We start from the raw sequence: 23955 nt of genomic DNA, 5'->3' as shown, positions 1-23955 counted from the left end.
TGCGCGTCACACCATGAGCGGTTCCGATCAACTGACCAGATTGACCTCAACTGCCTCGAACCAGTCGGCTAGCCGGGATGCCGCAACATGCCACCCTCCACGCGCATTGCGGCTCCATTCGTGGCGGATGCCTGTCGTGAGCAAGCATAGACAATCATGTTCGCCACTTCTTCTTCGGTGGCAAAGCGTTGCAGCAATGTCGTGGGGCGCATGGCCATCACGCAATGGCGTTCGGCCTCTGCCCGGGGCACGCCGTGGATTTCGGCATAGTTATCCAGAAAAGCCGCGGACCCGCTCGACGCTGTTGGCCCAGGAAGCACGCTGTTGACAGTTACTCCGCTTCCGGCCGTCAGTTCCGCAAGCCCACGGGCCAGCGCAATCTCGGCCGCCTTGCTCACCCCATAATGGATCATGTCGGCCGGAATATTGAGGCCGGACTCGGATGCCACCATGACGATGCGCCCCCAGTTACGGTCCAGCATATCTGCCAGATAATGCCGGCACAAACGCACGCCGGACAGAACATTGACGTTGAAATGGCGCAACCAGTCCTCGTCGGACGCGGCGAAGAAATCGGTCCAATCGAATGTCGCCGCAGTGCTGACTAGAATGTCGATCTTCGGTTCTGCAGCAATCATATGGTCGCAGCCGTCCGCAGCGGCAATGTCCGCCGCAACGCCTCGAAAATCGCCATCTTCCACATCCGCACGCAATTTGACGAGGGCGGAGTCGACTGCATCCTGTGTCCGGCCGTTGACGATGACGCTGGCACCACCCTGCGCGAGTTTCCGGGCGATGGCATAACCGATCCCCCGCGTCGAGCCGGTCACCAGAGCAGTCAATCCGTGGAAGCTTATCTGCATCTTGCGTGAGGTCATCCCGGAGTAACTGGTTTTTCTGTTTCGTGATTTCTTCAAGCATTCGTCCATGCCAATCCGAGGTCATCGGCGAGAAACGGGTGGTGGGGGACACCAACCACCTTCAGTTCCACAATTTACACCGGCAAAAAGCAAAACGGCGAACGCCAACGAAGCGGACAGCATGGTTGCCGGTATCTCCCGACAGTTGCACCCTCGGCAGCCCCCGTCGATCAATAGCTGAACTTCACATCGATGCCGAAGCTGCGCGGCTCGGCGAAGCTCGCCCCACCAAAGCCGAGGCCTCCAAAGTCGATTCCATAGAGTAACTTGTCGTTGTCGGCGAGGTTTTCACCCCACGCGGAGATCTCCATCATCGCGCCAGTGCCGCCCAACGCAATTTCGGACAGCGTCAGCCGCGCCGACAACGTTCCTTGCCCTGGGGAAGCAATATCCTCATTGAAGATATTTACTCGGTCGAGCGGGAAGAAGTACATTTTGCTGCGGTAGGAGTAGTTTGCTTGCGCTAGCAATTCGCCGAAGCCAAAGGACGGAAATTGGTACTGGGCGCTGACGTTGTAGTTCCATTTCGGAACGTTAGAGAAACGCGCTTCATCGGCAACATCTATGATCATATTGGTCGCGGGGTCTCGGAAGGCGAACTCCTTGAACTTCGGATCGGTGTAGCCGACCGACCCGGAAAGCGTCAGTCCGTCGACCGGCACCGCCGTCGCTTCGAATTCGACGCCTTGGATGCGCGCTTTGCCGGCATTCAGGATGATCGAGGTCGCTCCGCCCGTACCCGAGGCGAACTGGTTGATCTGCTTGTCCTTATAGTCCGTGTAGTAGAGTGCGACGTTGGTCCGCAGGCGGCGGGCAATTCGATAGCAAGCTTGCCCTCGTCTGCGCCGTTGCCAATGACTTTGTGCCGAAGTGGCGCCCCGTCTTCGACGCCCTGATGGCGCTCGAGGGGCCTCACGTTGCAGAACTTGAGCAGTGGGCGACCTTCTACATCAACTTCCATCGCGAAAATGCGGCGATCTGCGGATTGTTGACCCAGGTGGCCGGGCTCGAAGACCGCCTGTATTGGCAGCTTTCCGAGCAGCGCGATGACCTGATCGACGATCTGGGCCGTCGTTTTAGCGCGTTCCGCCGAGCCGCCGACGATCAGGCAGTGCGCCTGCGCGCCCGCTTGTTGCTCGGCCAGATCGACGAAACCTGTTTTCTCATCGTTCACAGGCGCGTGCCTGACCCTGGGCAGCATGCGCCACGGCTGATCGCCGAGCAAATTCATGCTCTCCTGGACTGTGCAGCTACATAATCAAGACGTCGATGACGCGATAGGTGCCGGCGCTGTGCCACGCCATGCGGATCAAGAAGGGGCCATAATGGCCATAGGTGGCCGGCAACCAGGGCCGCGACGTCGTCAGCACCTTGCGGATATCGACCTTGACCGCGTGGAGATCGAGCGACGCGAATTCTTTGGCATAGTCGAAATCCGAACCATAAGCGCTCGACTTCGCCTCATTCTGGCGCAGCGCCGAAAGATCCAGAATCTGGGGCCGCCAGTCGCGGTTGGTCATGCCTTCGGGTTTCGTGCCCGCTGTGCTTGCTGCGGGGCCTTCCGCCGTTTCCGCCGCAAACGCCGCGGTCACCAGCGTGGATAAGGTCGTGCTAAGCAACGCGGTAATAGTATCGATCTGACGGCCATATGGTCCGTCCTCCATTCTGCGCGCCCTCTTGGGTTCGCGTCGTGAGTGAAGGACCGCCGCCACTCCTTCAGATCGGGAGACGTGACCGCTTTTGGGTTGCGTCGTAACGTTCTCCGCGCAACTCAATTCGGAAGTCCGTGTTCGGCATAGGTTGAACTGCCTTCCCGTGCATCAAATGCTTCTGGATCACCACGGACAGCGGACTGCGACAAAATCGCAACCCGCCACGATCTCGGGGCGCGCCGCTGAAAATCAGGAAATCAGTATGACAGTTTGAAGTCGACGCCGATCGTGCGCGGCTTGCGGAAGTGAGAACCGCCGTAACCGAGGCCACCAAAATCGATTCCGAAGGCGATGTCCTCTTCGTCGGTCAGATTGTCGCCCCACAAGGATACCATCGCCTTGGCCCGCGGACCCATCGAGATTTCGGATAGCGTCACGCGTGCTGCCAGAGTGTACTGCTCACCCGCCGCCACATCCTCGTTGAACGGGTTCACGCGGTCGAGCGGATGGAAGTACATCTTACTGCGATAAGAGCCGTCGACGCGTGCCGAAAGCTGGCCGAAGCTGAATTCTGCAAAATCATATTGAACGCCAATATGGGCATTGGTCTTGGCAACCTGAGCGAAACGCCCTTCATCCGCGACATCGATGATTTGATTGGTTGCCGGGTCGCGGAACAGGAAGCTGTCATATTTTGGATCGACATAACCAAGCGATCCGTCGATTGTAACACCTCGGAACGGTAGCGCCACGACCTCGAGCTCGAACCCTTTGAAGTTCGCTTTGCCGGCATTGAGGATGAGGGTCGTCGCACCGGACGAGCCTGATGCGAACTGCTGCACCTGCAGGTCGTCATAGTCGGTGTAAAAGACGGCTAGGTTGGTGCGCAGACGCCGATCGAACCATTCCGCCTTGAGCCCCGCCTCGTAAGCGAGGGCCTGTTCCGGGTCGAAGCGATTAAGGATCGCCGCTCGGGGGTTGAAGCCGCCGGATTTGTACCCCGTCGAAACTCGCGCATAGGCCATCACTTCGTCTATGAGCTTGTAACTCACCGAACCCAGCCACGAGAAATTGGTATAGTCGGCGTGCCCGCTCACACTCGGCTGCACGTCGCCGCGCAACTCGATCGTCTTATAGTCCCAAGTATACCGCAGGCCGCCAGTCAGCTCGAGCCGATCGTCCACAGCGGCCGGACGCCAGCTTACCTGTCCGAACACAGCCATCGACTCCGATGTCCCGCCAAAAGCCTGAACCGGCGCGGCGTTGATGCCGATGAGATCGAGGCCAGGGTTGAGCGCCGCGACCGCATCTGCAAGCGCGGTCGGGAAGCCGTAATTGACAAGGCCTGCCGGCGTCGTGACGAGCGTGAGCGCCTGCCGATTATCTTCCGAAGCTTTCTCGTGGAAGTAAAAGGCTCCGATCAGGTAGTTCCAGTCACCAAGGTCGCCGATAGCCTGAAATTCCTGGCTGAACTGGTGCTGCTTTTGCGGGGCGTTGTTGCCAGTGAAGGGAATGACAGACTGCACCGACGTCAGGGTAGGCGAAGTGGGATCAAACGCGATGCCTTTCAGCTCACCGTTGCCGGTCAGCGGCTCGGTCGTATCCTGAAAGAACGAACGATGGGCGGTGATCGACTTGAGCGTAAGGAGGCTGTTGGCCTCATATTCGAGGATCAGCGAATGGCCCTTTGTCTTGGAGCGCGCGTCGAAGCGATAGTTGCCAAAGCGATCGACAAATCCGGCCTGCTGGCCTTCGTCGAGCCGCTCCGATCCGACGGCATAAGGCGCGCCGCCGAATTGAGGCGAGCGCCCGTAATAATTAATTGCGTCGGATGATGCCGCGATCGTCTGGAAAAACGGCGGCACGCCCACGCGATGATTGTAATCGAACGTGTAATCGGCCGTCAGTTGGCCGAATTCGCCGCGGACGGTCAACCAGACGGCGTCGGAGTTGAGCGCGCCTGGATCCTTAGAGTCAGGAGTCAGCAGATTGTCGACATAACCGTCGCGCTCGCGATGCATGAAGGAAAGCATCGCCTTGATCGGCAACCCCGCTAAATAGCCAGTGTTGATCGCTCCCTTGGCATACCACTCGTCGAACGAAGCATAGCCACCCTTTGCCTCAACCCCGAATTCGTTCGTGGGCCGCTTTGAAACCAGCTGGATGGCGCCGCCGACGGTGTTACGACCAAAAAGCGTACCCTGCGGCCCGCGCAGTACCTCGATGCGTTCAAGGTCGACAAGGTCGAACACAGCGCCCGCGGTACGGGCGATATATACTCCGTCGAGATACAATCCGACGCCGGCCTCCGCGACTGAGGACGGTTCGGTCTGGCCGATGCCGCGAATGAAGAACGATGCCGCCGTCGTGCTCGACGGCTGTTCGTTCACCACCAGATTGGGCGTGAATTGCGCAATGGTCCCGATCTGCTGGACGTTCTGCGTCTCGAGAAACTGCTGCGAAAAGGCGGAAACCGCCACCGGAGTATCTTGCAGTGCCTCGCTAGTGCGCCGCGCCGTCACCACGATATCGGCGAGCCCTGCCGGCGGCAGATCTTCGTTCGCCTGCTGGGCGGCGGCGCCCGCAGGTTGCGTGCTGGACTGAGCGATAGCGTTGGTGTTGGCGGAAACTGCGTACAGTAGAGCACCAGACGCAAGCAGAGCAGCGCGCTGTACGATCATCTATTGAATTCCCCATCCCGAGAGCCTGCCAGGTTGACCCTGACTTCTGAGCTTGTCTGATGTAGCTCCATGCGTCGTTGTTCGACGCAGGACGAGGGCGCTATTTCGCCGAGGAGGGGACATTTTAAGTCACGCCCGTTTGCCGGATCGCGATGCCACGCGCCCGGTATTATCCCACAGCGAGCGTGCTCATGCGTCGGTCGGAAACTGTGATTGCGAACGGAAGGTAGAAGGTAGGACGCCTGTCCAGTTCTGAAAGGCGCGCCGGAAACTGCGCACATCCCAGAAGCCAAGGCGCTGTGAAATCTCGTGCATGCTGAGATCCCCCTGTCGCAGGAATCGCTTGGCCGCAGCCTCCTGGCAGGACGATTTCAGGTCCTGGAAGGATGTATTCTCCTGCCTCAGGCGGCGCGAAAGTGTGGATGGGCTGATGCCGAGATGCTGGGCAACGTTAAAACTATCGGGAAAGTTGCCTCCACCCTGAATGAACTCCCCTATAATATGCCTGATCTTATTGGACATCGGTTCAAATGATTGCATGTAAAGCAGAGGGTCATAGGCGATGCGATCAACCATTCCACGCAAGTCATCATGCGACCTAACGATCTTCCTGGTGAGGTTGAAAGATCTGAATCGAAGGTAGTTTTGACCATTGCCGTAAATGATATTGGTATTAAGCGTATCTATACACGGATTTTCGTCAGGTTGATGAAGGTGAGAAAATCCGACCTCAATAACGTCACCGGTGTCGCAGTAAGCCATGAAAACAAATTGTAAAAGTATATAATGGAAGAAGATACAATCGACAAAGGAGGATGGGCCATCGATGGGTTGAAATCTATTGAGAATTTAGCTGTGTCATCTTCGGCACTAAGATGAATGGAATAGCCACGCTCTTCAAGAAAGGCATTGAATTCCGCAGAGCGCTCGCATGCTTCCTTCAAGGTGTCGGCGGCCACGACAAAATTCAAGAAAGCCTCAAGGGCCTTGCTGCGATTCTTGCTCTTGGCTTGACTATGACAGCTCGCCTGTTCGAGCAGCAATGTGCACAATCCGTATGCGTGGACGAAATCCCGATGGTCGAGTGAGACCATGTCGCCTGACAATATGGGCGCAAGTGCCAGTCGCCCGCCCGGGCAGTCGAGAACTTGATCGACGGCGACGTCGCGAAGCTGAAGATCCCGCAGCATAGGGATCAGCAGCTTGGCTGGAATGCGGTCAACAGTCGGCATCGTCACTGAGTCTCGATTGCACCATCTATCACACTTGCAAGGAATCTAGCCGTGTGCGCTTGCCATGCAAGCACTCGTCTGCCGAGAGTAATGACCCGAAATGTCCCCTCGAGGTTGGAATGGCACCCTACACGTCGATCTGACAGGAGCGTAGCTTCAAGGCCGCGGTCAAGCTGGCCCAAGGAATGAAAGAGTATCAGCTTAGATCACCGAGTTCGGGAGAGCAAGATGAATGACATGACTGCGGTTCTCGCGAAGCGAGATGTGAATGTGGGTTCAGCCAAAAGTCTGGGTCTGTCACCAGTCGACTTCAAGGCAATGCACGAGATTATCTTGCCGCATCGCCTGCGTCGCGGCGTCAGCGACGAGATTGCCTGGGACGTAGCGAACGCGGCGCCAATTGCGCTTCAGACGCCCCAGGGCCTGGCCTACACCTATGTGTGTCAAAGCAACGGGGTACGGATTGTGCCCGGCGTGTCGGCGGATGCCGAACTGGTGATCGAGCTGTCGAGCGACGCCTGGCAGAACTATTATTACGAACTCAGAACCCGTTACGGCCTGCTTTATGAAGAGGCTGTGCGCTTCGTTCGCGGTAAGTTCCGCCAGTGGGACGCTTGGGAGCCGGCCTTGCGCTGCCTGTACAGCGGCACGCCGATCTACAATCCTAAGGCACTCGATCTGCGCGACCGCGATGGGTCGCCGCTCGATCTTCGCAAATCCTTCGATCGCGACGCCGATCCGGAAGCGATGGCCCATTATTTGCGCACTACGGGCTACCTGCATGTACGCAGCGCTTACACGCCGGATGAGATTGAGCGCCTCTCCGAGGAAACCGACCGCCTGCGCGACAGTTCGGTCGAAGGCGATGTTTTTTCGCGTTGGGCGTCCAACAGCGACGGCATCAAGAAGGTCTGGGACCTTCACTATATGGCACTCAATTCGGAACTTATGAATTCGCTCGATACCCATCCGGTGACGAAATTTCTCACTGGGTTGTCGCACGAACATGTAATTCCGGCCCATGATCGTGACAACGGCACACACGCTATTCTCCGGGAGTTCACCAGCGGCGCCGCCAATTCCGGTTCGAATTATTCGCTGGGTTGGCATCAGGATTGCGGCCTGGGCGGCTGTCCGATCACCTGCCCCCGCGTGCACGTCGGCATTCAGCTGGACGCGGCAACGCCGGAAAGCTCCCAACTCTTCTTTCTGGCCGGAAGCGCGGGACGCACCTGTCATGACCAGTTCTCAAAGGAAGAATGGGATCAATTGCCCGTCGTGACGTTCGAGACGCAGCCGGGCGATGCGACCGTACATCTCGGTTGCGGGTTGCATGCGGCTCCCGCGTCCAATGGACATCTGCGTCGCCGCACTCTCTATCTGCGGCACCAGAATCGGTTGACGCAGGAGCTTCTGGGCAAGTTCCAGACCTTCGATCAGGTCATCCCTCACGTCCACGAGATGCCGACCGTCGCTGAAATGGCCGCCAAGGTCGAGGAAGCCTGACAAAAGCGGCACCGGGCGTCGTCCCCTGGATGACGCCCGCCATCCTTGCCTGGGGCGCTTGCGGGCGGCAGCGATGGCTGTGGATGCGGCCGCCTCCAACGTCAGACCCGCGCTCCCCTGAAGTGTCATGCCAGGTCAAAGGCAATAAACGTCAAAACCGTTATTGGGACAGCCATGCCATGAGCAACAGCGCCACAGAAATCGCGAATCTTCTTTATCGCTATAGCGAGTTGTTCGACAGCGGCGCTCTGAAGGAAACGGCCGCCCTTTTTCGTCAGGCGCGCATCAAGGTCAGATACAGCGACGAACCAATTGACGATGCCGGGTTGCTCGAGGTCTGGAACACGTACGTGATGATCTATCCTTGTGGAACGCCCCGCACCAAGCACCTAGTGACCAACCCGATCATAGAGATAGACGAGGAGGCCGGCACTGCGACGGCACGCTCCTACTACACTGTCTATCAGGTCACCGATGACCTGCCCCTGCAACTGATCGCGTCGGGCCGCTATCATGATCGCTTCGAACGCGCCGATGCAGGCTGGCACTTTGTTTACCGCGACTATTCGCTGCTCGATTTCACTGGCGACATTTCCGCTCACCTTAAGGTCCCGCTGAACATCCAGGCGGAGTTGCAAGCATGATCACGTTCCGCCCGGCGGCGCCGAAGACGAGTATGCGCGACTGGGAGACTCCAGTCGCCATGATGACCGGCGCCCTCAATCCAACAAAAATTCAGATGGTTTCCCTACGGAGGAAGGCGGACGTCGCGCGGTTCGTTGAGATGCCTGTGGATGAAGAGTTTTCGCAAAACTATCTTGCTACTCATCGATTAGCCCTTGAGAGCGTCAACAGCATGCCGGAGATGAAGTGATGACGCGCGCCTTTCCACATCTTCTCGCCCCCGGCCGCATCGGCAGCCTGGAACTGCGCAACCGCATCGCGGTGACGGCGATGGGGGCGAGCCTGGCAGAGCCCGACGGACATATCGGCGAACGCATCCTGCGCTATCATGAGGAACAGGCGAAGGGCGGTGTCGGCCTGATCATCACCGGCGTCGCCGGGGTCGCCTGGCCGGTGGGCGGCAACCAGGTGAACCAGATCGCGATTTCGGACGATCGCTTCCTGCCCGGTCTGACGCGGCTGACCGAGACGGTGCATGGTCATGGCGCGAAGATTGCGGCGCAGCTCCATCATGGCGGGCTGGTGGCGATGGAGGACATGCTGGCAGGTCGGCCAGTTTGGACGCCGAGCTTCCCCGATGCGCCCGACGGCGACTTCACCGAGGCGTTCCTGCTGGAGGAACTGGCGGAGGCCGCGTTCAGCCGGATTACCAGCGTCGAATTCAAGGTGATGACGGTGGAGGACATCCAGACCGTCATCGGCCAGTTCGCGGCCGGGGCGGTGCGGGCGAAGACGGCCGGCTTCGACGGGGTCGAGATCCATGGCGGGCATGGCTATCTGCTGTCGTCCTTCATCTCGCCCAAGACGAACAAGCGCACCGACGAATATGGCGGGCCGCTGGAGAACCGGGTGCGCTTCCTGCTGGAGGTGGTGCGCGCGGTTCGGGCCGCGGTCGGCCCCGACTTTCCGATGTGGTGCAAGCTCGATTCCCGCGAAGTCGGCAAGAAGGGCGGGCTGGAGATCGACGACGCCATCGCGATCGCGCGGATGGTGGAGGCGGAAGGCGCCGATGCGATCACCGTCACCGCCTATCACGATACGGCCAAAGCCAAGCTCCATTCGGGATCGCACACGCCGCATGAGCCGGCGCTGAACCTGCCTTATGCGGCTAAGATCAAGGCGGCAGTCGGCATTCCGGTGATCGCATCGGGCCGGGTGGACCCCGAGGTGGGCGACGCGCATATCGCCAAGGGCGGTGTCGATTTCATCTCGATGGGCCGCAAGCTGCTGGCCGATCCGCATCTGCCGCGCAAGCTGACCGAGGGGCGTCCGGAGGACGTGCTGCCCTGCATCTATTGTTACACCTGCATCAGCGCGATCTATGTCTGCCAGCCGCTGCGCTGCGCGGTGAACCCGGAGACGGGGTTCGAATATCTGCGCCCGACAATGCAGGCGGGCGGCAAGCGCGTCGCGGTGATCGGCGGTGGGCCGGGCGGCATGGAAAGTGCGCGCCGGCTGGCCGCGGCTGGGCATGATGTGGTGCTGATCGAGGCGAGCGATCGGCTGGGCGGCACGTTGCAATTCGCGTCGCTCGCTTATCCCGCCAATGAGCGGCTGCTGGATTGGCTGAAACTCCAGGTCGGCAAGGCGAAGATCGACGTGCGCCTCAATACCCGCGCTACGCCCGATCTTCTGCGATCGCTGAAGGCGGATGCGGTGGTGGTGGCTACGGGCGCGGTGCGCGACATGCCACCGATCCCCGGCGGAGACCTGCCGTATGTGCTGAGCGGCGACGATATGCGCCGTCTGATCCTGGGCGAAAGCTCGGCTGAGCTGAAGCGCAAGGTGGGACTAGGCACGCGGTTGCTGACCAAGGTGGGCGCCGCGACCGGCATGACCGCCAATCTCGATTTCGTGCGCAAGGCGAGCCACCAGTGGATGCCGCTGGGCAAGAATGTCGTGATCGTCGGTGGCGAGCTTGTCGGGCTGGAACTGGCCGAATTTCTGTCCGAACGCGGGCGGACGGTGACGGTGGTGGACGATGCACCGCGGTTCGGCGCGGGGCTGACGATCGTACGGCGGATGCGGCTGCTCGACGAGCTTCGGGAGCATGGGCTGGGGCTTTACCCATCGGCCGCGGACATCCGCATCGAGGAAAAGCGCGTGCTGTTCACCGACAAGGATGGCGCGGCCCAGGCGCTGCCGGCGGACCATGTGATCGTCGCCAAGGGCGCGCATGGCGACGCCAGCCTGGCGGAGACGTTGCGCGCCGAGGGCTTTGCCGTGCATGAAGTCGGTGACTGCACCGGCGTCGGCTATATCGAAGGCGCGATGCGTGGGGCGGCCCGCGCGGCGGCGGAAATCTCGTTGGCCTAAAGCTCCCTCCATTTTCAGAGTGCGCGGGCCAGCTTTTGCGGCATGGTGGCGCCGACAAAAAGGGAAACAGGCATGCGCGCAGTGTGGCGCATTCGAGTCAATTGGCCGGGAAGGCGGCCGATGTGGGGAGGATTGTCGATGGCAACTTGGCGGGCCACTTCCGCGGATGAGGTCGTCTAATCGCATGCCTTAAGGCAAGTCATTTCGGCGCAGATCGTTTGCCGGGTGCATGGTCGTCTTCGGGGTCGGCATCGGCCGCCACATGATGGGGCTTCGCGGGTTGAGACTTCCAATGTGGATGACGCACTTTGCTATTCAGCTGTGCACCTCATCTGGCGGAATGGCTCTGCCCACGTCCCGGCAGGGACGTATCGGCGCGTGGATGACGCACTTTGCTATTCAGCTGTGCACCTCATCTGGCGGAATGGCTCTGCCCACGTCCCGGCAGGGACGTATCGGCGCGTTCGGGCCGAACGCTATCCGATTCCTATGTAGCGGCTGCAGACCGGTTAAACATCTCCCCGGACTTCAGCATCGCATGCATCAGGACAGCGAGCTTACGCGCGACGGCAACAGCTGCGCGCTTGAAGCCGACGCGTTCCCTAAGCTTGAGACCCCACGTCCGTAGATCGCTATCTGCCGAGGAGCGGGTGAGGATTACCGTCGCCGCTTCGTAGAGGAGACCGCGCAGGTGACGGTCACCTCGTCGCGATATGTGGCCGTCATAGTCTACTTCTCCGGATTGGTAGCGCCGGGTCGTCAGCCCGAGCCAGGCGCCCACGGAGCTGGATTTCTTGAAGTTGTTGGGATCTTCGATCGCAGTCGCGAAAGATGTCGCGGTGATCGCGCCTATCCCAGGGATCGACATGAGGATTTGACACGCTTCGCTCGCGCGTGCGTCGGCGACTAGCTGTCGCCCGAGTTCGGCTGCTCTAATGCGTATGCTACGCCAAGCCTCCAGCATCGGCAGCAGGATAGCGGCAAGACCCATTTGATCGACGAGGAGGTTCCGAACATGCTCCTCGAACTTGCTTCCCTTGCCCGCGGGTACGAGCAGGCCGAACGTCTTCATGAGTCCCCGGATCTGGTTCGAGAGCTCGGTTGCAATCCGGACCAGCCGGGTGCGTGCCGCAACCAGTGTCCGGGCCAGCATGCTGTCGAACCCCTTTACGCGCACTTCTCTGAAGAAGCCGACCTCCGCCAGATGTCCTAGACCATCCGCATCGTTCGCGTCGGTCTTGTTCGCCGCCATGTCGAGTGCAGCCTTGGCATGGCGTGCATCGATGCAGATCGCCGGTAGCCCCTCTGCGCGGAGCGCATGGTAGAACCACACCGATAGCGGCCCGGTCTCGAAAACCACCCGCCTCGCTGATGGCGCGCGCTTGCGTATCAGCTCCGCAATGAGCTTGGGATCCGACGCACACTTCCCACGCCAAATGCGCTTGCCTCCACGCCGCACCGAGACGGCCGTCTCTTTCATCGACACGTCGAGCCCGATATACTCTTCCATGGCTGTTCTCCGTCAGATGCTTGGGCCCGGCGTCCAGTCGTGAGCCCGTATTTCCATCTTATCGGGGAGCAGCCACCCGCTTCCATGCTGCGACTGCATTAGGGCGACTCGCTCCCGCGATTACCCCATGTGGATGGCTCCCGCTCACGGCATCTGAGTGCCAAGATGGGTTGCTGTCGAGCGACCCGAGCAGAGGAGCCATCCGCCATGGAGATTAGCACGATCGGCCTGGATTTGGCCAAGAACGTCTTTCAGGTTCACGGTGTCGATGCGGCCGGTTCGGTCGTAGTGCGTAAGATGCTGAGGCGCGGGCAGGTTCTGCCCTTTTTCGCGAAGCTTTCGCCTTGCCTTGTTGGCATCGAGGCATGCGGGACATCGCATCACTGGGCGCGCGAACTGACGAACCTGGGCCACGACGTGCGGCTGATGCCGCCTGCTTATGTGAAGCCCTATGTAAAGCGTGGCAAGAATGACGCGGTCGATGCGGAGGCGATCTGCGAAGCCGTAACGCGTCCGACGATGCGGTTCGTCGCCGTCAAATCGCGCGAGCAACAGGCGGCGCTGTCGCTGCATCGAGTGCGCCAATTGCTGATCGGGCAACGCACCCAGCTGGTCAACCTGATGCGTAGTCAGCTTGCCGAGTTCGGAGTCGCCATTCCCATAGGCCTGCAGCATGCATTGCAGACCGCGCGGGAGATCGTCGATGATGAGGCCACGATCGATCTACCGACGCAAGCGACCGAAGTGATCGCAATGCTCGCTCGGCAGGCGCTTGAGATCCACGTGCGACTTCGCGACCTCGATCGTCGCCTAGACGCCCTCCAGCGCAGCGATGCGGTTGCGCGTCGCCTGGCGACGATCCCGGGCATCGGGCCCGTCGGAGCGACCGCGCTGGCGGCATCGGTGGCCGACCCACATCAGTTCCGCTCGGGACGTCAGTTTGCCGCCTGGCTTGGCCTGACCCCGCGACAGAAATCCAGTGGCGGCAAGGAGCGCCTGGGACGCATAACGAAGATGGGCGACAGATATCTGCGACAACTGCTCGTCATCGGTGCGACCTCGATGATCTGTCGAGCGAAACGCAAGCCGGACGCTGTCGATCCGCGCGTTGTCGCTCTCCTAGCCAGGAAGCCGGCGCGTGTTGCCAGCGTAGCCATGGCCAACAAGATGGCGCGGATCGCCTGGGCAATGATGACCCGCGGCCAGGATTATCGGGCGCATCATGCTCCGGTGCTGGCCGCATGATATCGGATCCGGCTGAGGAGATCGGCCGAACGAAGTTGTGAGCGCAAAGAGAAGTGATGGCGAAACCGGTCAGACCGGAAACAGGGACACCCCGAGCTAAGTCACAGGCGCAACAGCCTGCTCCGCCGATAGGGACCCTGTTCGCGGACTCCATCAGGGCCAGCAGTCCTCACCGACTGCATCAACAGGCCGGACAGACGACTGCACCCGACCGATCGCCAGACCTCAATTAGCGCTTGCAACGCGGGAGCCATCCACAGACGACATAGCGGCCATACAGAGGCCGATCTCGGCTGCCTGATAGCTGCCCTCCGGTCAGATTGGGAACAATGACCGGTCTCGGGAAGCGTGCGGAGGCGTATGAACGTCGGCGTTACTGTTCTAACATCCGCTTTGGGGGAAAGGTGCTGTTGTCATTACGGTTTTCCCCGGTTGGCAGGCCGTGGTCATTGGCGTCTGCGCGGCGGGATCGTCGTGCGGGCCGAAGACGGGCGCCCGATGGCTTATGATGGACTGTCTTATGCCCGCTCCGGCCCGCGGATGGTCGATCCCTAAGCGCCCTCGCGCCGGGTACTTCAACTCGCGGCATCGGCTTTCGATAGTCTCAGGGTCTGTACTGTACTTTTCCCCGTTCAAACCCTGATGGCGCGGCACTCGGGATCATGACTGATTATGTCGGGAAGGGAGACATAACATGTATTTCACCGACGACTCGCTGCTTCCGGAAAACATGCCGCCTTTGATGATCACGGCAGCGCCGTACGGGCCCATGTGGATGCCAGAGGATTGCACACCGGAAAACAAATTCCCCGTCACCTGGGATGAACAGACGCAGGCTGCTGTGGATTGCTATAACGCCGGGGCGACACTTCTGCACATCCACGTACGCGATCCCGACACCGCCCATATCTCCAAGAACTTCAGGCACTATGCCGAGCAAATCGGGCGCCTTCGCGAGGCCGTGCCCAAGATGGTCCTGCAAGTCGGCGGGTCGATCTCCTTTGCTCCGGAGCCCGGTGAAAAGGCACAATTCGGAAGCTACGACGCGCGCCACAAACTGTGCGAAATAGACCCCAAGCCCGATCAGATCACTGTCTCCTGCGGCTCCACACTGTACGATCACACGGCGATCAACCGCCTGGATGATGCCTGGGCCGGCACCCGCTTTACGAACCCGGCCATGTCCAGTGCCATGGCCAATCTCGTGGCTGACGCGACGCCCGAATTCTATCTGGAGAACATAAAGCGCTGCGTGCAGAACGGTATCCAGCCTTACTTCGCCCTCCCCCACGTCCACTCGCTCGAGCTGGTGGAACGGCTGATCCGCAAGGGGTATTACAAGGGGCCGGTGAACGGTTTCTTCAGCATGGGGGTCGGCGGTGCCTGCGGAGTGAACCCCTTCGACATGATGGAGCTGGTCAGGCGAACGCCGCACGGTTCCCATTTCACATACCAGAGCACGTTCCGGTACACCTATCCAGTGTCGATGATGATGATCGCCCTGGGACAGCACACGCGAGCCGGCATTGAAGAAAACCTCTGGGGGCCGACGAAGGGAGAACGCTTCAGCTCGGTCCAGATGATCGAGAAACAGGTCCAGATGGCCGAGCTTATCGGTCGCCCCATCGCAACGGCCGAGCAGGCGCGCGAGATGCTGAAGATCGGCGTCACCTACGAGACCACCGAGGAAACGCTCGCCAATCTCGGTCTGCCGCCGAACCGTCTAGACGGCAACGCGGGATTCCACGTGCATGTGACCGACGGAAGGCTTCCCAAGGCGCGGTTTGGCGGTTCTGACGGGCACATGGTCGTCGGCGAGGAGGTCGTGGAAGAGCACGTCTAGGCGCTTCCGTACGAATGGTGACAGTCCGTTCACAATGGCACTCTGGATGGGTGTCTCGTCACCTGTCCCGAACACGGCATGCGCTTCGACGTCACCACCGGGGTTGTTTCCGGCGGCGGGCTGAGCGTGAACAAGTTCGAAGTGCGCATCAAAAGGCAACGACGTGATGGTCGGGATTTGAGCCTGCCATCGGCCAACGGCAGTGACCAGGCCAACCACCCGCCGTCTGCACACGCCTCGCTTCCCACAGAGGGTAAAACCCGATGACCAACGACGTAGCCGCGGCGACGACAAATGCAGACAATCCGTGGGATTCATCGCTCGCGAAGATGAAGGAATGGGATCCGCAGGGCGCAAAGGCTCTGCTCCGCGTCGGCAATAACCCGTGGACCAATGGCGTCCTGCCGCGCAAGGAAGTTGAACTGATCTCGCTCGCGCTCCACTGCGCCTGCAGCAGTCTCAACGAGACGGGAACGCGCCAGCACATACACGGCGCGCTGGAGGCTGGCGCCACCCGCGACGAAGTGCTGGTGGTTCTGAAGATGGGCGCTGCGCTCGCAATTCATTCATGCAGCCTTGGCGCGCCGATCTTGCTGGAGGAGATGGCGGCGGCAGGCGTGACACCAAGCGATACGCCCAAGCCGCCGACTCCGGCGTCCGACAGGATGCGTGAGATCGGGCAATGGAACGCCGCGTGGGATCCATTCTACGAGCTTTCCCCCGCCTGGACGGATGATTTCTTCGCCCTCGCCGCGGGAATCTACCAAAGCGGAATATTCACGCCGCGGTTTGTCGAACTGCTCAGCATCGCGTTCGATGCGTCTGTCACGCACATGTACACACCCGGCACGCGACGGCACATCAAGGGGGCGCTGGCCGCTGGCGCGACCCCGGAGGAGATTATGGCAGTCTTGCATCTTTGTGTCTCGATGGGGCTTCAAAGTTGCGTCCTGGGCGTCTCCATTCTCGAAGAGCTCGAAAGGTCATGAGCGGGACAGCCAGTCACGAACTCGTGCGTGTCATTCACGCCTCGATCGAATGGGCGGCCCTGGGGATCGAAGTGCTTGCGGTCGCGATTATCGTTGCCGGTGTCGTCGTCATGGCGGTCAAAGCCGGGACGGTGCGCTATCTTTTTCGTCTGACAGACGAAGGTTCTCTCAGGACCTACAAGCAGCAACTCGGCAGGCCCCTCTTGCTCGGACTGGAGCTACTGGTGGCTGCTGATGTGATCCGAACCGTAGCCTTGGAGCCGACGCTCAGCAATGTTGCAGTCTTGGGACTCCTGGTCCTCATTCGCACCGTGTTGAGTTGGTCCTTGTCCGTTGAGATCGATGGACATTGGCCATGGCAAGGGAACGCCATAGCGCCCGATCGCCGGCTGAATGGGCACCCTTGAGTTTCAATCATAATCGGTCAGTTCGACGGTGCCATCGTCGGCCCACAGATGATGAGCAATGGTGCTGGTGCGATGTCTCTTGAACCAGGCGTCACTGCCAATATTCCGGTGAGGTGCGATGCAAGTTGAGGCCACCGCGAAGACTCGTCCGCCCGAACTCACCGGTGTTCCGATCCATCTCGGCGGGTCCGAACCAAGCCGGCAACGACTTCGGATCGGTCATCCCATCGAGGACCTTTTAACCGGGATCGGAACCCGCAATTCGTATTCCAATGTGCCGCGACTTCGGCTTCGGCCGTCCCCACGCTGGGCGCGAGAGCAGTCGCTCGACCCGCAGCCTTCAAGTGCGTGGGTAGCATGACGGCGATTCGCTTCGACAAGGTGTCGGATTTACCGAAGTCATTGCACTGCGGACCTAGCAAAATTATCATCTGCTTCGAGCGTGGGGCGTCGGCGAGCGGCGCCTCCTTTCCCCGGTGCCGTCGCCCATTTGGAGGACGCCGAAATGTTCGGGGACCGCACTTATCTTATGCGTCGGCTGGACGAGGAAATTGCCGCCGCTGAGTCCGCCAATTGCGCGGAGGCGCGTGCTGCGCATCGGCAGCTGGCGAAGGAATTTGAGCGAAAGCTGCGCGCGCTCGACGAGCCACGGGCGACATTGACGCTGACTTCTTCCGACGATCGATCCGTAGCAACTTGATCGAATTCTATTGGATCGCCTAGCGCATAGCTCCAACGGCGGCAGAAAGCCTTGCTCGCCGTTGGGGCAACCCTGCAGCATGCTGCCACAGGCTGTAATCGCATCACGTGGCCGGATCAGCTTCGCTGCCATCGGCTGTGCAAATCACAAAATGCGCGCCCCAACATCGATTGTCCGTCACCCACCCTGATCGCTCCCTGCAAAGGCAGATCGATCCATTCTGAGACATGCCGATGACGTGTCAGAGACCTTAATCTGGTTGAATCTCGCGTCCAATGCGAGCGTGGTAACAATGGTGCGGCACGGCCGGTGACCAGAAACCCGCTGTACGCGATGGCTGCCAAGCCCCCTCCGGGGGACCTCGCCTGCAGCAAGGCCGCCCTGCCGCGTAAAGCCGCGCGCTGCGTTGATCGTGGCGCGCGGCAGTTCTTCTGCATTCGCCGCCTAAGCGGACGTGCCCGCGCTCAGAAAGGCTTCCCGAAAGCGGCCATTCGTTTATCACCAAAGCATTCGCGGTGATCGGTGAATTTTGGCGCTAAGGAAAGCGAAAAATCGAGAAATATACGAGGCTCTGGCCGGGGATACCCTTGTCACCCTCCCTACGCGGCGGAACCACCGGATCAGTTCCGGTCCGCCTGATCAAGTGCTGCCGCTGATCTTCTCCGCATCCTTTATGTAACGCCCCAACAGATTATAGCGGTCGAGTATTCTGTAGGGATTGCGGCTGGCAGCATTGATTTCATCTTGCTCAGTAATGCTGCACCAGGGGCACAGCTCATGGCCTTCGGCGACAGGCTCCGCGCACGTTTCGCAGACATAAGCGGCCGCCTCGATGCATTCGTCACCGAAGACGAATGTCCTGCCGGAGCCGTTCTTGAAAAAGGGCAATCCGTGCGATTTTCCTATGACGGCCTGGTACCAGTCCAGATCGTTCGCCTCGGCCAGCTTGACGCTCGCCTGAAGCGCAGGGACAGCGATCTTGTGCCCTGCGATGACGGACGTCACGCATTCGATCGGAACGAAAAGGATACGGTTTCCGGCGATGTCTTCGCTGAAATCGTGCTGATCGACCAGCCGGCATTCCTGCTCGTAGGTCCACGACGTATGCTTAGAAAAGTATGCATGATGCAACACTGCTTGCCGCAGCCAATAGACATGTCTCGGTTTAGCGATCGCTGCAGCGCGTTCGAGATGTTTGACGATGCTCGTATCGGGCTCGTCCCTATACGTCACGTCCTCAACCGCGACCCCGTCGAAGTGCCCGCGAAGCGCGTCGGCGTCGAATTCCAGTACGAAGCCGGAGTGGTCTTTGCCGTAATGCGCCCACATCGGCGTCACGATCGGCGATTTCGAGAAGCAGGTGGTGGGATACTGCGGAAGGTCCTGCACGGTGTCGCGATAGGTCGCCAAGAGGTCGCTCGCCACTGAGAGGTCTACGCCGAGGAAAAGCTCGAAAGGATCATTGTAGTCCTGGGGGAGAGAGCATTTGATGCCACAAAGCTAGACGTTGACAATGAACATTTGGTGATGGGGCGGCAGGGCCGCGCCGGGAACGGCGCGCCGTGGCCTTGATGGCGGCATTCTGCAGGTCCCAGAATACATTTATGTTTGTAAAGGAGCTTTCGCCATAAAGGTCCGTGACTATCGCGAGGCGTCGCCGGTTCGATAGCTGCGAGCTAGTAACGTTTCAACCATTCGCTCAGTTCAACGCCAGTGTTGCGCTTCTCGTCAATTACCATCCAGACTTCTTTCTGATATCCTTCGAGCTTTCCCCAGACAATGCGGTCATAGAGCCCGAGATATTCCCACGAGGCCCAGGCTTTGTCGAAGCTGGAATCCGATGCTGGAAAGAGTGCAATCTTCGATGGAGATTTTACGCCATCGGCGATGCCGAGTTCCCAAGGCACCCACTTGCTTTCCTTGCTGTTCTTGCTCGCGAGAAGGACGAAGCGGCTCGTGTCACGGATGCGCGATTTCAAAAGAGCGGCCGTCTCCTCGCTCGTGTAGGGAGGCATATCCGGATCGATCTCATCGACATAGACCTTCGCGCCGTGATTCTCGAGCACCCGGATCGCACCCGCGACGAGTTCCTCATCTTTGCTGGAATGCGAAAGGAAGGTTGAGCCCGCCAACGATCTCGAAGCTGCTGCCCGGCGTACTCTCGCCGTTTCGACCGCCCCCAATTCGGTGGCGACGCTGCGAAGTGCGTCGCGAGTAATATACTGCGCCATCGGTTTCTTAGGTCCGCTTGTCGATGCGCGTGAGGATCGCGGACACCAGCTGCACTATCTTTCCAACGGAGATGTCGGCGCGCGCAAGTTCCTTCAGCTCTTCGTCGGTGGGACGCATTGCGTTCGGCCCCGACGCGTCGATTGCCGAACCGATGAGGCTATCCGAGATTTGAGCCGCAGCGCCACCGGTTGAGCCGACAGGAATGACGAAGCAGTCTGCCGCCTTCGCAGCCTCGAACTCGTCGAGCACGCCGCCTGCCACCATAACGGAGCCGGTGTCGGGATCGACCTTCATGCCGCCGACGAACACCACGATGCCCGCTATCCGTGCCAGCTCCGCCCGCAACGCAGCCCACTGGACCCCGTCCGGCGCCGCGCCGGGGATCGGCTGAGGGAAGGGTCGGGCGATGAGCCGGCGATCGAGGTCCCATCCGCCGCTCGAACGAAGCGCGTCGAGGAAGCCCGCGATTGAGGCCGATCCGACGACGAGACCCGCGCCGCTGACGAGATCGCGGCCGCGATTACCCACGAGCTGGCCGATGGCCTGCGCGACGCCGTAGACCTTGGCGATTTCGGCACCCGCCTCGGGGGGCCAGCTGCCACTTACCCATACACGCCGCGCGGCCACCCGCCGCTCGACCTGGCGTAGAAGCTCGGGCAGCTCCGCGTAGTCGTCGATCTCGACCACTACCAGACCGTAGCGCTTCAGATCGCGGCTCCAGAGTCTATGTTGGATGCTTCGCGTCTCGAATTCGGCCTCCGACCTGTAGTCGCCACGGTGCGGCGGGCGCACGATAGCGAAGTGCTCCGGCGGCGCCGATATGAAGCTCTCACGGATCAACGACAGCACATGCCTGATGTTCGGATCGGTGAAGCTGATTCCGAGGAAGAGCATCGACATGCTCGAAAGGTGCGCCTGCAGGAGTGGAAGGAACGCCCCGCGCTTCGAACGGTAGAGCTCGTAGTCGTCGGTGGAGATGACGACGTCGTCGAGGCGCTCAATCGAGCCATGCATCTTGAAGAGGCGTGAAGCGCCGGGCGTCGCGCGCAGGGCGAGATCGGCCGCCCCGGAGACTGTGTCGATCGGGCGGTTCACTGCCCCAAATGCGCGTTCGACCAGCCGGTCGTAGTTGGTCGTCCAGATGTATTTGACAGGTAGTCTCGAGATGATCTCGAGCGTCGGAGGAACCGGGTATTCGACGCCGATCTGCTCCTTGATGACATTGCGGACCTGCGTAGCCGATCCGTTCTCCTGAATGCTCCACTGGGCCAGCGCCGCCAGATCGTGCAGTTCGCCCGACTTCACACCGAGTTCCTCGCCGACCTCCGTCAGTAGCGACGCCCACGACGGATAGCCGGCCCCCATGGAGACGCCGGCGCCGACGAAAACGGCGCCGGCTCCGCCGATGAGCGCCTCTGGATAATCTTTCAGGAATCGCTTCGTTGTGGCCGCGACCATCTCGCCTGCTCCCAGCGTGTCAGTTGCGGCCGCGAATGGAGATCGCGTCCTCGATCCACTTCTCGATACCGTTCGAGATCGAAGCATACGCGGTTTTGCTGTCCGTGCCTGTGGGCGTAATCAACTGGGCCACTGAAGACAGCTTCCGGCCGGTGTTGCCGAAGGTGATATCGTCGAATGGGTTGGCTCCGGCGACGGACGTCTGACTATTGCGATCGAGCAGCTTGTTAACGCGGACGCCGACGACGCCCTTCCCGTCGTTCCAGGCCTTGATGATCTCATGCTTGACCCAAGGGCGGCTCGCCGTCTGGGAGCCGACCAGAACGACGACGCAGCTCTTGCCGTACATGTTGTCGGCGATCCAATTCTCAATCGCGGTCTTGCCCCTGCGCTTCACTTCCTCCCATGCATTGGGAGTACACAGTGGCTGCCCCTCAAGAGCGCCCATGTTTCTGATCTGCTGCGTGCGCCAGTAATCGTTGTCGAAGTGGAAGCTGAAAAAAACACGACGAGCCACGCAATTCTCCATGCTTGTAGTAACGGTTAATCTGGCGTCACAGACGCGAATTGCAAGCGTAACGACTTTATCTAGGTGCGATCTGCTAATGATAAGAAAGGTACCATGCCCAGGGCTGCCTTATGTCGCCAGCCCAACGAACGGATTTTTGTCGGGTGAGCCCAGCGAGCCGACCCCGATACATCGATCTCGATCCCGCCACTCCGTTCGCGGGGATGGCGACGAGTTCGCCGCCATTTCAGACGTTCCCGATATCGAGCGAGGTACCTAAAACCTGCCCTTCGTTCGGGCTGCTCTGGTTGGAGGACGCAAGATCATCCGCAGCGATTAGAAGCGCGCGATGTTCACTCATCCGAATCAACGAGCGAGGGCTCAGAAATTCCGCGCCCACCCGACCGAACAAATGACTGCCGATTGCAAGGTATTCGGGGACGCTTGGGCCAAGTTCCTTCGGTGGAAAAACTATCAGGGGCGTGTCCAGATTCTGTCCGGGTTCTGCACGAAGCGCCGCGCCACTCAACCTCGCGACCTTGTAAAGGTCAATCGAGATAAGAATAACGACGCGCCCGAGATAGAAATCGAGGGTGTGGGCCGGGTCGTCGAAAATCAGCGGAAAGGGGAAATAGCCAAGGCCCTGCCGCTTGGCATCGTTCGCGAACAAGCTGATCACCGGTCCTTCGGGTCGACTTAGCTTGTCGATAAGTTCGCCCGACGGGTTGTCCGTGAGCAAGCAATAGAAGACTCCGGGCTCGACCTCGCGCATTGCCTCTTCACCATGAGCTTTGAGAAGCGAGAACAGGCGATTTATAGCGCGAACGTGATAAATCAGTCTTTCACCGACCGAGCGGCGGATGAGCGGTTGGCCCATGATTACCCCTTCGTCACGGGCGAGATAGTCAAGAATCGCCTGTGCATTGACTTGCTGACGCGCCGCGCGATGACGATTGCCTCCGCTCCCGCTCTTCGCCTCAATGATGTGGAAATAACCCGCCCGGTTGAACGCGGTCACGTCGCCATGGCGCAGCGATCCCGTAAGGTCATTGAGCACCGCAGAATGGCCATCGTTGTAGAGCCGCCTCAGGATCGCCCGCTCGAGCCGCGCCCCCTTTTTGTTGGTGATGTCGCCCGGCGGTTCTTTCTGGGCAAGCGGCTTGATGTCCCACCGGTCAGCATAGAGAAAGGCGATGCTGTCGCCGATATCGCGGCAAAGCCCGATTAGTGCTTTGTCACGCCCGATGGCGTCGGACGCGCGTCCGATTTCAGCCTTGCGGCGCGATGCTTCGTCTTTTGACACGCGGTTCGCCAGTTCCTGCTTGGCGCGCTTAGTTTTTCCCCGCCTTGCGGTGATCCGCCGTTCGGCATTTGAGATGAGTGTGATGAGCCGCTCTTGGATCGCCAGTCCCAACATTCGCGATCGCCAGGGGCGTCGCTGCAACTGTTTCAGGTCGGTAAGAATTTGGTGGAGGCACGCCTCCTGCCGCGAGCGAGTCATGCCGGCTCCATAGCGATCACAATATGCGGCGGCGGGTCGTCAATACACGTCGAGCCACAACTCCTTGCTTTGGCCTTGACCACCATCGTCATCCCACATCAGCCTCACATGAGCCCGCCGTGAAGATTTCAAATGAACGTAGCAAAGCAATTCCACATATTGCTGCCATTCCAGTACAGGCAGCGGGAACTTTTGTTGCAGCTCGCTATCACCGATCAGGCCGTCGCCGGCGAGCATTTCTAATCGCACGTTGCGGGCCGCCCCCGCCCCTCTGTTGAACACCTTTAAGCGGTAGTTGCTTTTGCCGATCTTCACGAAATTAGCCGATATGTCCGCCTTCCGTTGCAGTTCGGTCTCCGCTGCGTCCCGTGTGATCAACAGTTCGTTCAAACGCTGCGCGGTTTCGGCGAACGCATTCTGCCTTTTATTGAACCGCGTGGTCTGGATCGCCGACCATATCGCCACGCCCAGCGCCAGGAAGGCGGCAATATCCGAAACTGTAACAGAAATAGCCATCACTTGATCCGTATATTCTGGGAACCCTTGAAGGCATTCAGCAGGGTGTCGCGAA

At 59.9% G+C, this 23955-nt stretch carries 24 protein-coding genes; 11 read left to right on the top strand and 13 right to left on the bottom strand.

Annotated elements, in window-relative coordinates; translation table 11 throughout:
- Positions 1 to 68: 68 nt before the first annotated feature.
- Positions 69 to 929, bottom strand: coding sequence for an SDR family NAD(P)-dependent oxidoreductase (locus ACFB49_RS15415; protein WP_380872130.1), 861 nt, complete (start codon positions 927 to 929; stop codon positions 69 to 71).
- Between the two features lie 161 nt (positions 930 to 1090).
- Positions 1091 to 1678 (bottom strand): TonB-dependent receptor domain-containing protein, encoded by a 588-nt coding sequence (locus tag ACFB49_RS15410; protein ID WP_380879986.1) that lies wholly within the window; start codon positions 1676 to 1678, stop codon positions 1091 to 1093.
- A 29-nt stretch (positions 1679 to 1707) separates the two neighbouring features.
- Here ACFB49_RS15410 and ACFB49_RS15405 point away from each other — a divergent pair, with 29 nt between their 5' ends.
- Positions 1708 to 2178: a hypothetical protein gene (locus ACFB49_RS15405; RefSeq protein WP_380872129.1), complete on the top strand. Its 471-nt coding sequence runs from the start codon at positions 1708 to 1710 to the stop codon at positions 2176 to 2178.
- Here the strand turns inward: ACFB49_RS15405 and ACFB49_RS15400 are convergent.
- The 4 genes from ACFB49_RS15400 to ACFB49_RS15385 all read right to left on the bottom strand — a co-directional run bounded on the left by ACFB49_RS15400 (position 2171) and on the right by ACFB49_RS15385 (position 6491).
- A complete protein-coding gene (locus tag ACFB49_RS15400) occupies positions 2171 to 2584 on the bottom strand; it encodes a hypothetical protein (RefSeq protein ID WP_380872128.1) in 414 nt (137 codons plus the stop codon). The genes ACFB49_RS15405 and ACFB49_RS15400 overlap by 8 nt on opposite strands.
- A 245-nt stretch (positions 2585 to 2829) precedes the next feature.
- Entirely contained in the window at positions 2830 to 5253 is a 2424-nt protein-coding gene (locus tag ACFB49_RS15395; RefSeq protein ID WP_380872127.1) for a TonB-dependent receptor, read from the bottom strand.
- Between the two features lie 189 nt (positions 5254 to 5442).
- The gene (locus ACFB49_RS15390; protein ID WP_380872126.1) at positions 5443 to 5829 is read right to left on the bottom strand and encodes a helix-turn-helix transcriptional regulator; all 387 of its coding nucleotides are present in this window, start codon (positions 5827 to 5829) and stop codon (positions 5443 to 5445) included.
- A 107-nt stretch (positions 5830 to 5936) separates the two neighbouring features.
- Positions 5937 to 6491, bottom strand: coding sequence for a hypothetical protein (locus ACFB49_RS15385; RefSeq protein WP_380872125.1), 555 nt, complete (start codon positions 6489 to 6491; stop codon positions 5937 to 5939).
- 222 nt (positions 6492 to 6713) lie between these two features.
- Here ACFB49_RS15385 and ACFB49_RS15380 point away from each other — a divergent pair, with 222 nt between their 5' ends.
- Genes ACFB49_RS15380 through ACFB49_RS15365 form a run of 4 tightly spaced genes read left to right on the top strand, consistent with a single transcriptional unit; the run spans position 6714 to position 10991 of the window.
- Positions 6714 to 7991, top strand: a complete 1278-nt coding sequence (locus tag ACFB49_RS15380; protein WP_380872124.1) for a phytanoyl-CoA dioxygenase family protein — start codon at positions 6714 to 6716, stop codon at positions 7989 to 7991.
- Between the two features lie 29 nt (positions 7992 to 8020).
- Positions 8021 to 8635, top strand: a complete 615-nt coding sequence (locus ACFB49_RS15375) for a nuclear transport factor 2 family protein (protein WP_380872123.1) — start codon at positions 8021 to 8023, stop codon at positions 8633 to 8635.
- A complete protein-coding gene (locus tag ACFB49_RS15370; RefSeq protein WP_380872122.1) occupies positions 8632 to 8865 on the top strand; it encodes a hypothetical protein in 234 nt (77 codons plus the stop codon). The genes ACFB49_RS15375 and ACFB49_RS15370 overlap by 4 nt, the downstream gene beginning before the upstream one ends.
- On the top strand, positions 8865 to 10991 hold the full coding sequence (locus tag ACFB49_RS15365; RefSeq protein ID WP_380872120.1) for an FAD-dependent oxidoreductase: 2127 nt from the start codon (positions 8865 to 8867) through the stop codon (positions 10989 to 10991). Before ACFB49_RS15370 ends, ACFB49_RS15365 begins: the two co-directional genes overlap by 1 nt.
- Before the next feature lie 487 nt (positions 10992 to 11478).
- Here ACFB49_RS15365 and ACFB49_RS15360 read toward each other — a convergent pair whose 3' ends face one another.
- Positions 11479 to 12501 (bottom strand): IS110 family transposase, encoded by a 1023-nt coding sequence (locus ACFB49_RS15360; RefSeq protein WP_380872119.1) that lies wholly within the window; start codon positions 12499 to 12501, stop codon positions 11479 to 11481.
- A 207-nt stretch (positions 12502 to 12708) separates the two neighbouring features.
- Between ACFB49_RS15360 and ACFB49_RS15355 the strand changes: the two genes are divergently transcribed.
- From ACFB49_RS15355 to ACFB49_RS15330, 6 genes are all read left to right on the top strand, one after another.
- Positions 12709 to 13746 carry an IS110 family transposase gene (locus tag ACFB49_RS15355; protein ID WP_380879984.1) on the top strand — a complete coding sequence of 346 codons (1038 nt, stop codon included), beginning with the start codon at positions 12709 to 12711 and terminating at the stop codon, positions 13744 to 13746.
- 694 nt (positions 13747 to 14440) lie between these two features.
- Entirely contained in the window at positions 14441 to 15589 is a 1149-nt protein-coding gene (locus ACFB49_RS15350) for a 3-keto-5-aminohexanoate cleavage protein (protein ID WP_380872118.1), read from the top strand.
- A gap of 78 nt (positions 15590 to 15667) precedes the next feature.
- Positions 15668 to 15856 (top strand): hypothetical protein, encoded by a 189-nt coding sequence (locus ACFB49_RS15345; RefSeq protein WP_380872116.1) that lies wholly within the window; start codon positions 15668 to 15670, stop codon positions 15854 to 15856.
- 62 nt (positions 15857 to 15918) lie between these two features.
- Positions 15919 to 16578: a carboxymuconolactone decarboxylase family protein gene (locus ACFB49_RS15340; RefSeq protein ID WP_380872115.1), complete on the top strand. Its 660-nt coding sequence runs from the start codon at positions 15919 to 15921 to the stop codon at positions 16576 to 16578.
- Positions 16575 to 16985 carry a DUF1622 domain-containing protein gene (locus ACFB49_RS15335; protein WP_380872114.1) on the top strand — a complete coding sequence of 137 codons (411 nt, stop codon included), beginning with the start codon at positions 16575 to 16577 and terminating at the stop codon, positions 16983 to 16985. The genes ACFB49_RS15340 and ACFB49_RS15335 overlap by 4 nt, the downstream gene beginning before the upstream one ends.
- Before the next feature lie 505 nt (positions 16986 to 17490).
- Positions 17491 to 17685, top strand: coding sequence for a hypothetical protein (locus ACFB49_RS15330; RefSeq protein ID WP_380872113.1), 195 nt, complete (start codon positions 17491 to 17493; stop codon positions 17683 to 17685).
- Between the two features lie 639 nt (positions 17686 to 18324).
- On the opposite strand, the gene ACFB49_RS15325 is transcribed toward ACFB49_RS15330, so the two are convergent.
- From ACFB49_RS15325 to ACFB49_RS15300, 6 genes are all read right to left on the bottom strand, one after another.
- Positions 18325 to 19095, bottom strand: coding sequence for a DUF2971 domain-containing protein (locus tag ACFB49_RS15325; protein ID WP_380872112.1), 771 nt, complete (start codon positions 19093 to 19095; stop codon positions 18325 to 18327).
- Positions 19096 to 19361: 266 nt separating this feature from the next.
- Positions 19362 to 19916: a toll/interleukin-1 receptor domain-containing protein gene (locus ACFB49_RS15320; protein WP_380872111.1), complete on the bottom strand. Its 555-nt coding sequence runs from the start codon at positions 19914 to 19916 to the stop codon at positions 19362 to 19364.
- A 7-nt stretch (positions 19917 to 19923) separates the two neighbouring features.
- Positions 19924 to 21375 (bottom strand): SIR2 family protein, encoded by a 1452-nt coding sequence (locus ACFB49_RS15315; protein WP_380872110.1) that lies wholly within the window; start codon positions 21373 to 21375, stop codon positions 19924 to 19926.
- A 19-nt stretch (positions 21376 to 21394) separates the two neighbouring features.
- Complete coding sequence (locus ACFB49_RS15310; protein ID WP_380872109.1) at positions 21395 to 21892, bottom strand: TIR domain-containing protein; 498 nt, start codon at positions 21890 to 21892, stop codon at positions 21395 to 21397.
- A gap of 238 nt (positions 21893 to 22130) precedes the next feature.
- The gene (locus ACFB49_RS15305; protein ID WP_380872108.1) at positions 22131 to 23300 is read right to left on the bottom strand and encodes a hypothetical protein; all 1170 of its coding nucleotides are present in this window, start codon (positions 23298 to 23300) and stop codon (positions 22131 to 22133) included.
- 123 nt (positions 23301 to 23423) lie between these two features.
- Entirely contained in the window at positions 23424 to 23900 is a 477-nt protein-coding gene (locus ACFB49_RS15300) for a hypothetical protein (RefSeq protein WP_380872107.1), read from the bottom strand.
- Positions 23901 to 23955: the final 55 nt, after the last annotated feature.

The sequence above is a fragment of the Sphingomonas sp. DBB INV C78 genome (assembly GCF_042693015.1).
Lineage (GTDB): Bacteria > Pseudomonadota > Alphaproteobacteria > Sphingomonadales > Sphingomonadaceae > Sphingomonas_E.
Note: the sequence above shows the minus strand (reverse complement) of the source record. Positions and strands in the feature narration are given on the sequence as shown.

Bases quoted from the DNA above. Each gene is read 5' to 3' on its own strand.
- ACFB49_RS15380 (WP_380872124.1), top strand. From the start codon at position 6,714: ATGAATGACATGACTGCGGTTCTCGCGAAGCGAGATGTGAATGTGGGT.
- ACFB49_RS15340 (WP_380872115.1), top strand. From the start codon at position 15,919: ATGAAGGAATGGGATCCGCAGGGCGCAAAGGCTCTGCTCCGCGTCGGC.
- ACFB49_RS15395 (WP_380872127.1), bottom strand. From the start codon at position 5,253: ATGATCGTACAGCGCGCTGCTCTGCTTGCGTCTGGTGCTCTACTGTAC.
- ACFB49_RS15330 (WP_380872113.1), top strand. From the start codon at position 17,491: ATGTTCGGGGACCGCACTTATCTTATGCGTCGGCTGGACGAGGAAATT.
- ACFB49_RS15390 (WP_380872126.1), bottom strand. From the start codon at position 5,829: ATGGTTGATCGCATCGCCTATGACCCTCTGCTTTACATGCAATCATTT.
- ACFB49_RS15355 (WP_380879984.1), top strand. From the start codon at position 12,709: ATGGAGATTAGCACGATCGGCCTGGATTTGGCCAAGAACGTCTTTCAG.
- ACFB49_RS15400 (WP_380872128.1), bottom strand. From the start codon at position 2,584: ATGGAGGACGGACCATATGGCCGTCAGATCGATACTATTACCGCGTTG.
- ACFB49_RS15335 (WP_380872114.1), top strand. From the start codon at position 16,575: ATGAGCGGGACAGCCAGTCACGAACTCGTGCGTGTCATTCACGCCTCG.
- ACFB49_RS15365 (WP_380872120.1), top strand. From the start codon at position 8,865: ATGACGCGCGCCTTTCCACATCTTCTCGCCCCCGGCCGCATCGGCAGC.
- ACFB49_RS15300 (WP_380872107.1), bottom strand. From the start codon at position 23,900: ATGGCTATTTCTGTTACAGTTTCGGATATTGCCGCCTTCCTGGCGCTG.
- ACFB49_RS15415 (WP_380872130.1), bottom strand. From the start codon at position 929: ATGGACGAATGCTTGAAGAAATCACGAAACAGAAAAACCAGTTACTCC.
- ACFB49_RS15350 (WP_380872118.1), top strand. From the start codon at position 14,441: ATGTATTTCACCGACGACTCGCTGCTTCCGGAAAACATGCCGCCTTTG.
- ACFB49_RS15360 (WP_380872119.1), bottom strand. From the start codon at position 12,501: ATGGAAGAGTATATCGGGCTCGACGTGTCGATGAAAGAGACGGCCGTC.
- ACFB49_RS15370 (WP_380872122.1), top strand. From the start codon at position 8,632: ATGATCACGTTCCGCCCGGCGGCGCCGAAGACGAGTATGCGCGACTGG.
- ACFB49_RS15315 (WP_380872110.1), bottom strand. From the start codon at position 21,375: ATGGTCGCGGCCACAACGAAGCGATTCCTGAAAGATTATCCAGAGGCG.
- ACFB49_RS15320 (WP_380872111.1), bottom strand. From the start codon at position 19,916: ATGGCGCAGTATATTACTCGCGACGCACTTCGCAGCGTCGCCACCGAA.
- ACFB49_RS15375 (WP_380872123.1), top strand. From the start codon at position 8,021: ATGACGCCCGCCATCCTTGCCTGGGGCGCTTGCGGGCGGCAGCGATGG.
- ACFB49_RS15305 (WP_380872108.1), bottom strand. From the start codon at position 23,300: ATGTTGGGACTGGCGATCCAAGAGCGGCTCATCACACTCATCTCAAAT.
- ACFB49_RS15345 (WP_380872116.1), top strand. From the start codon at position 15,668: ATGCGCTTCGACGTCACCACCGGGGTTGTTTCCGGCGGCGGGCTGAGC.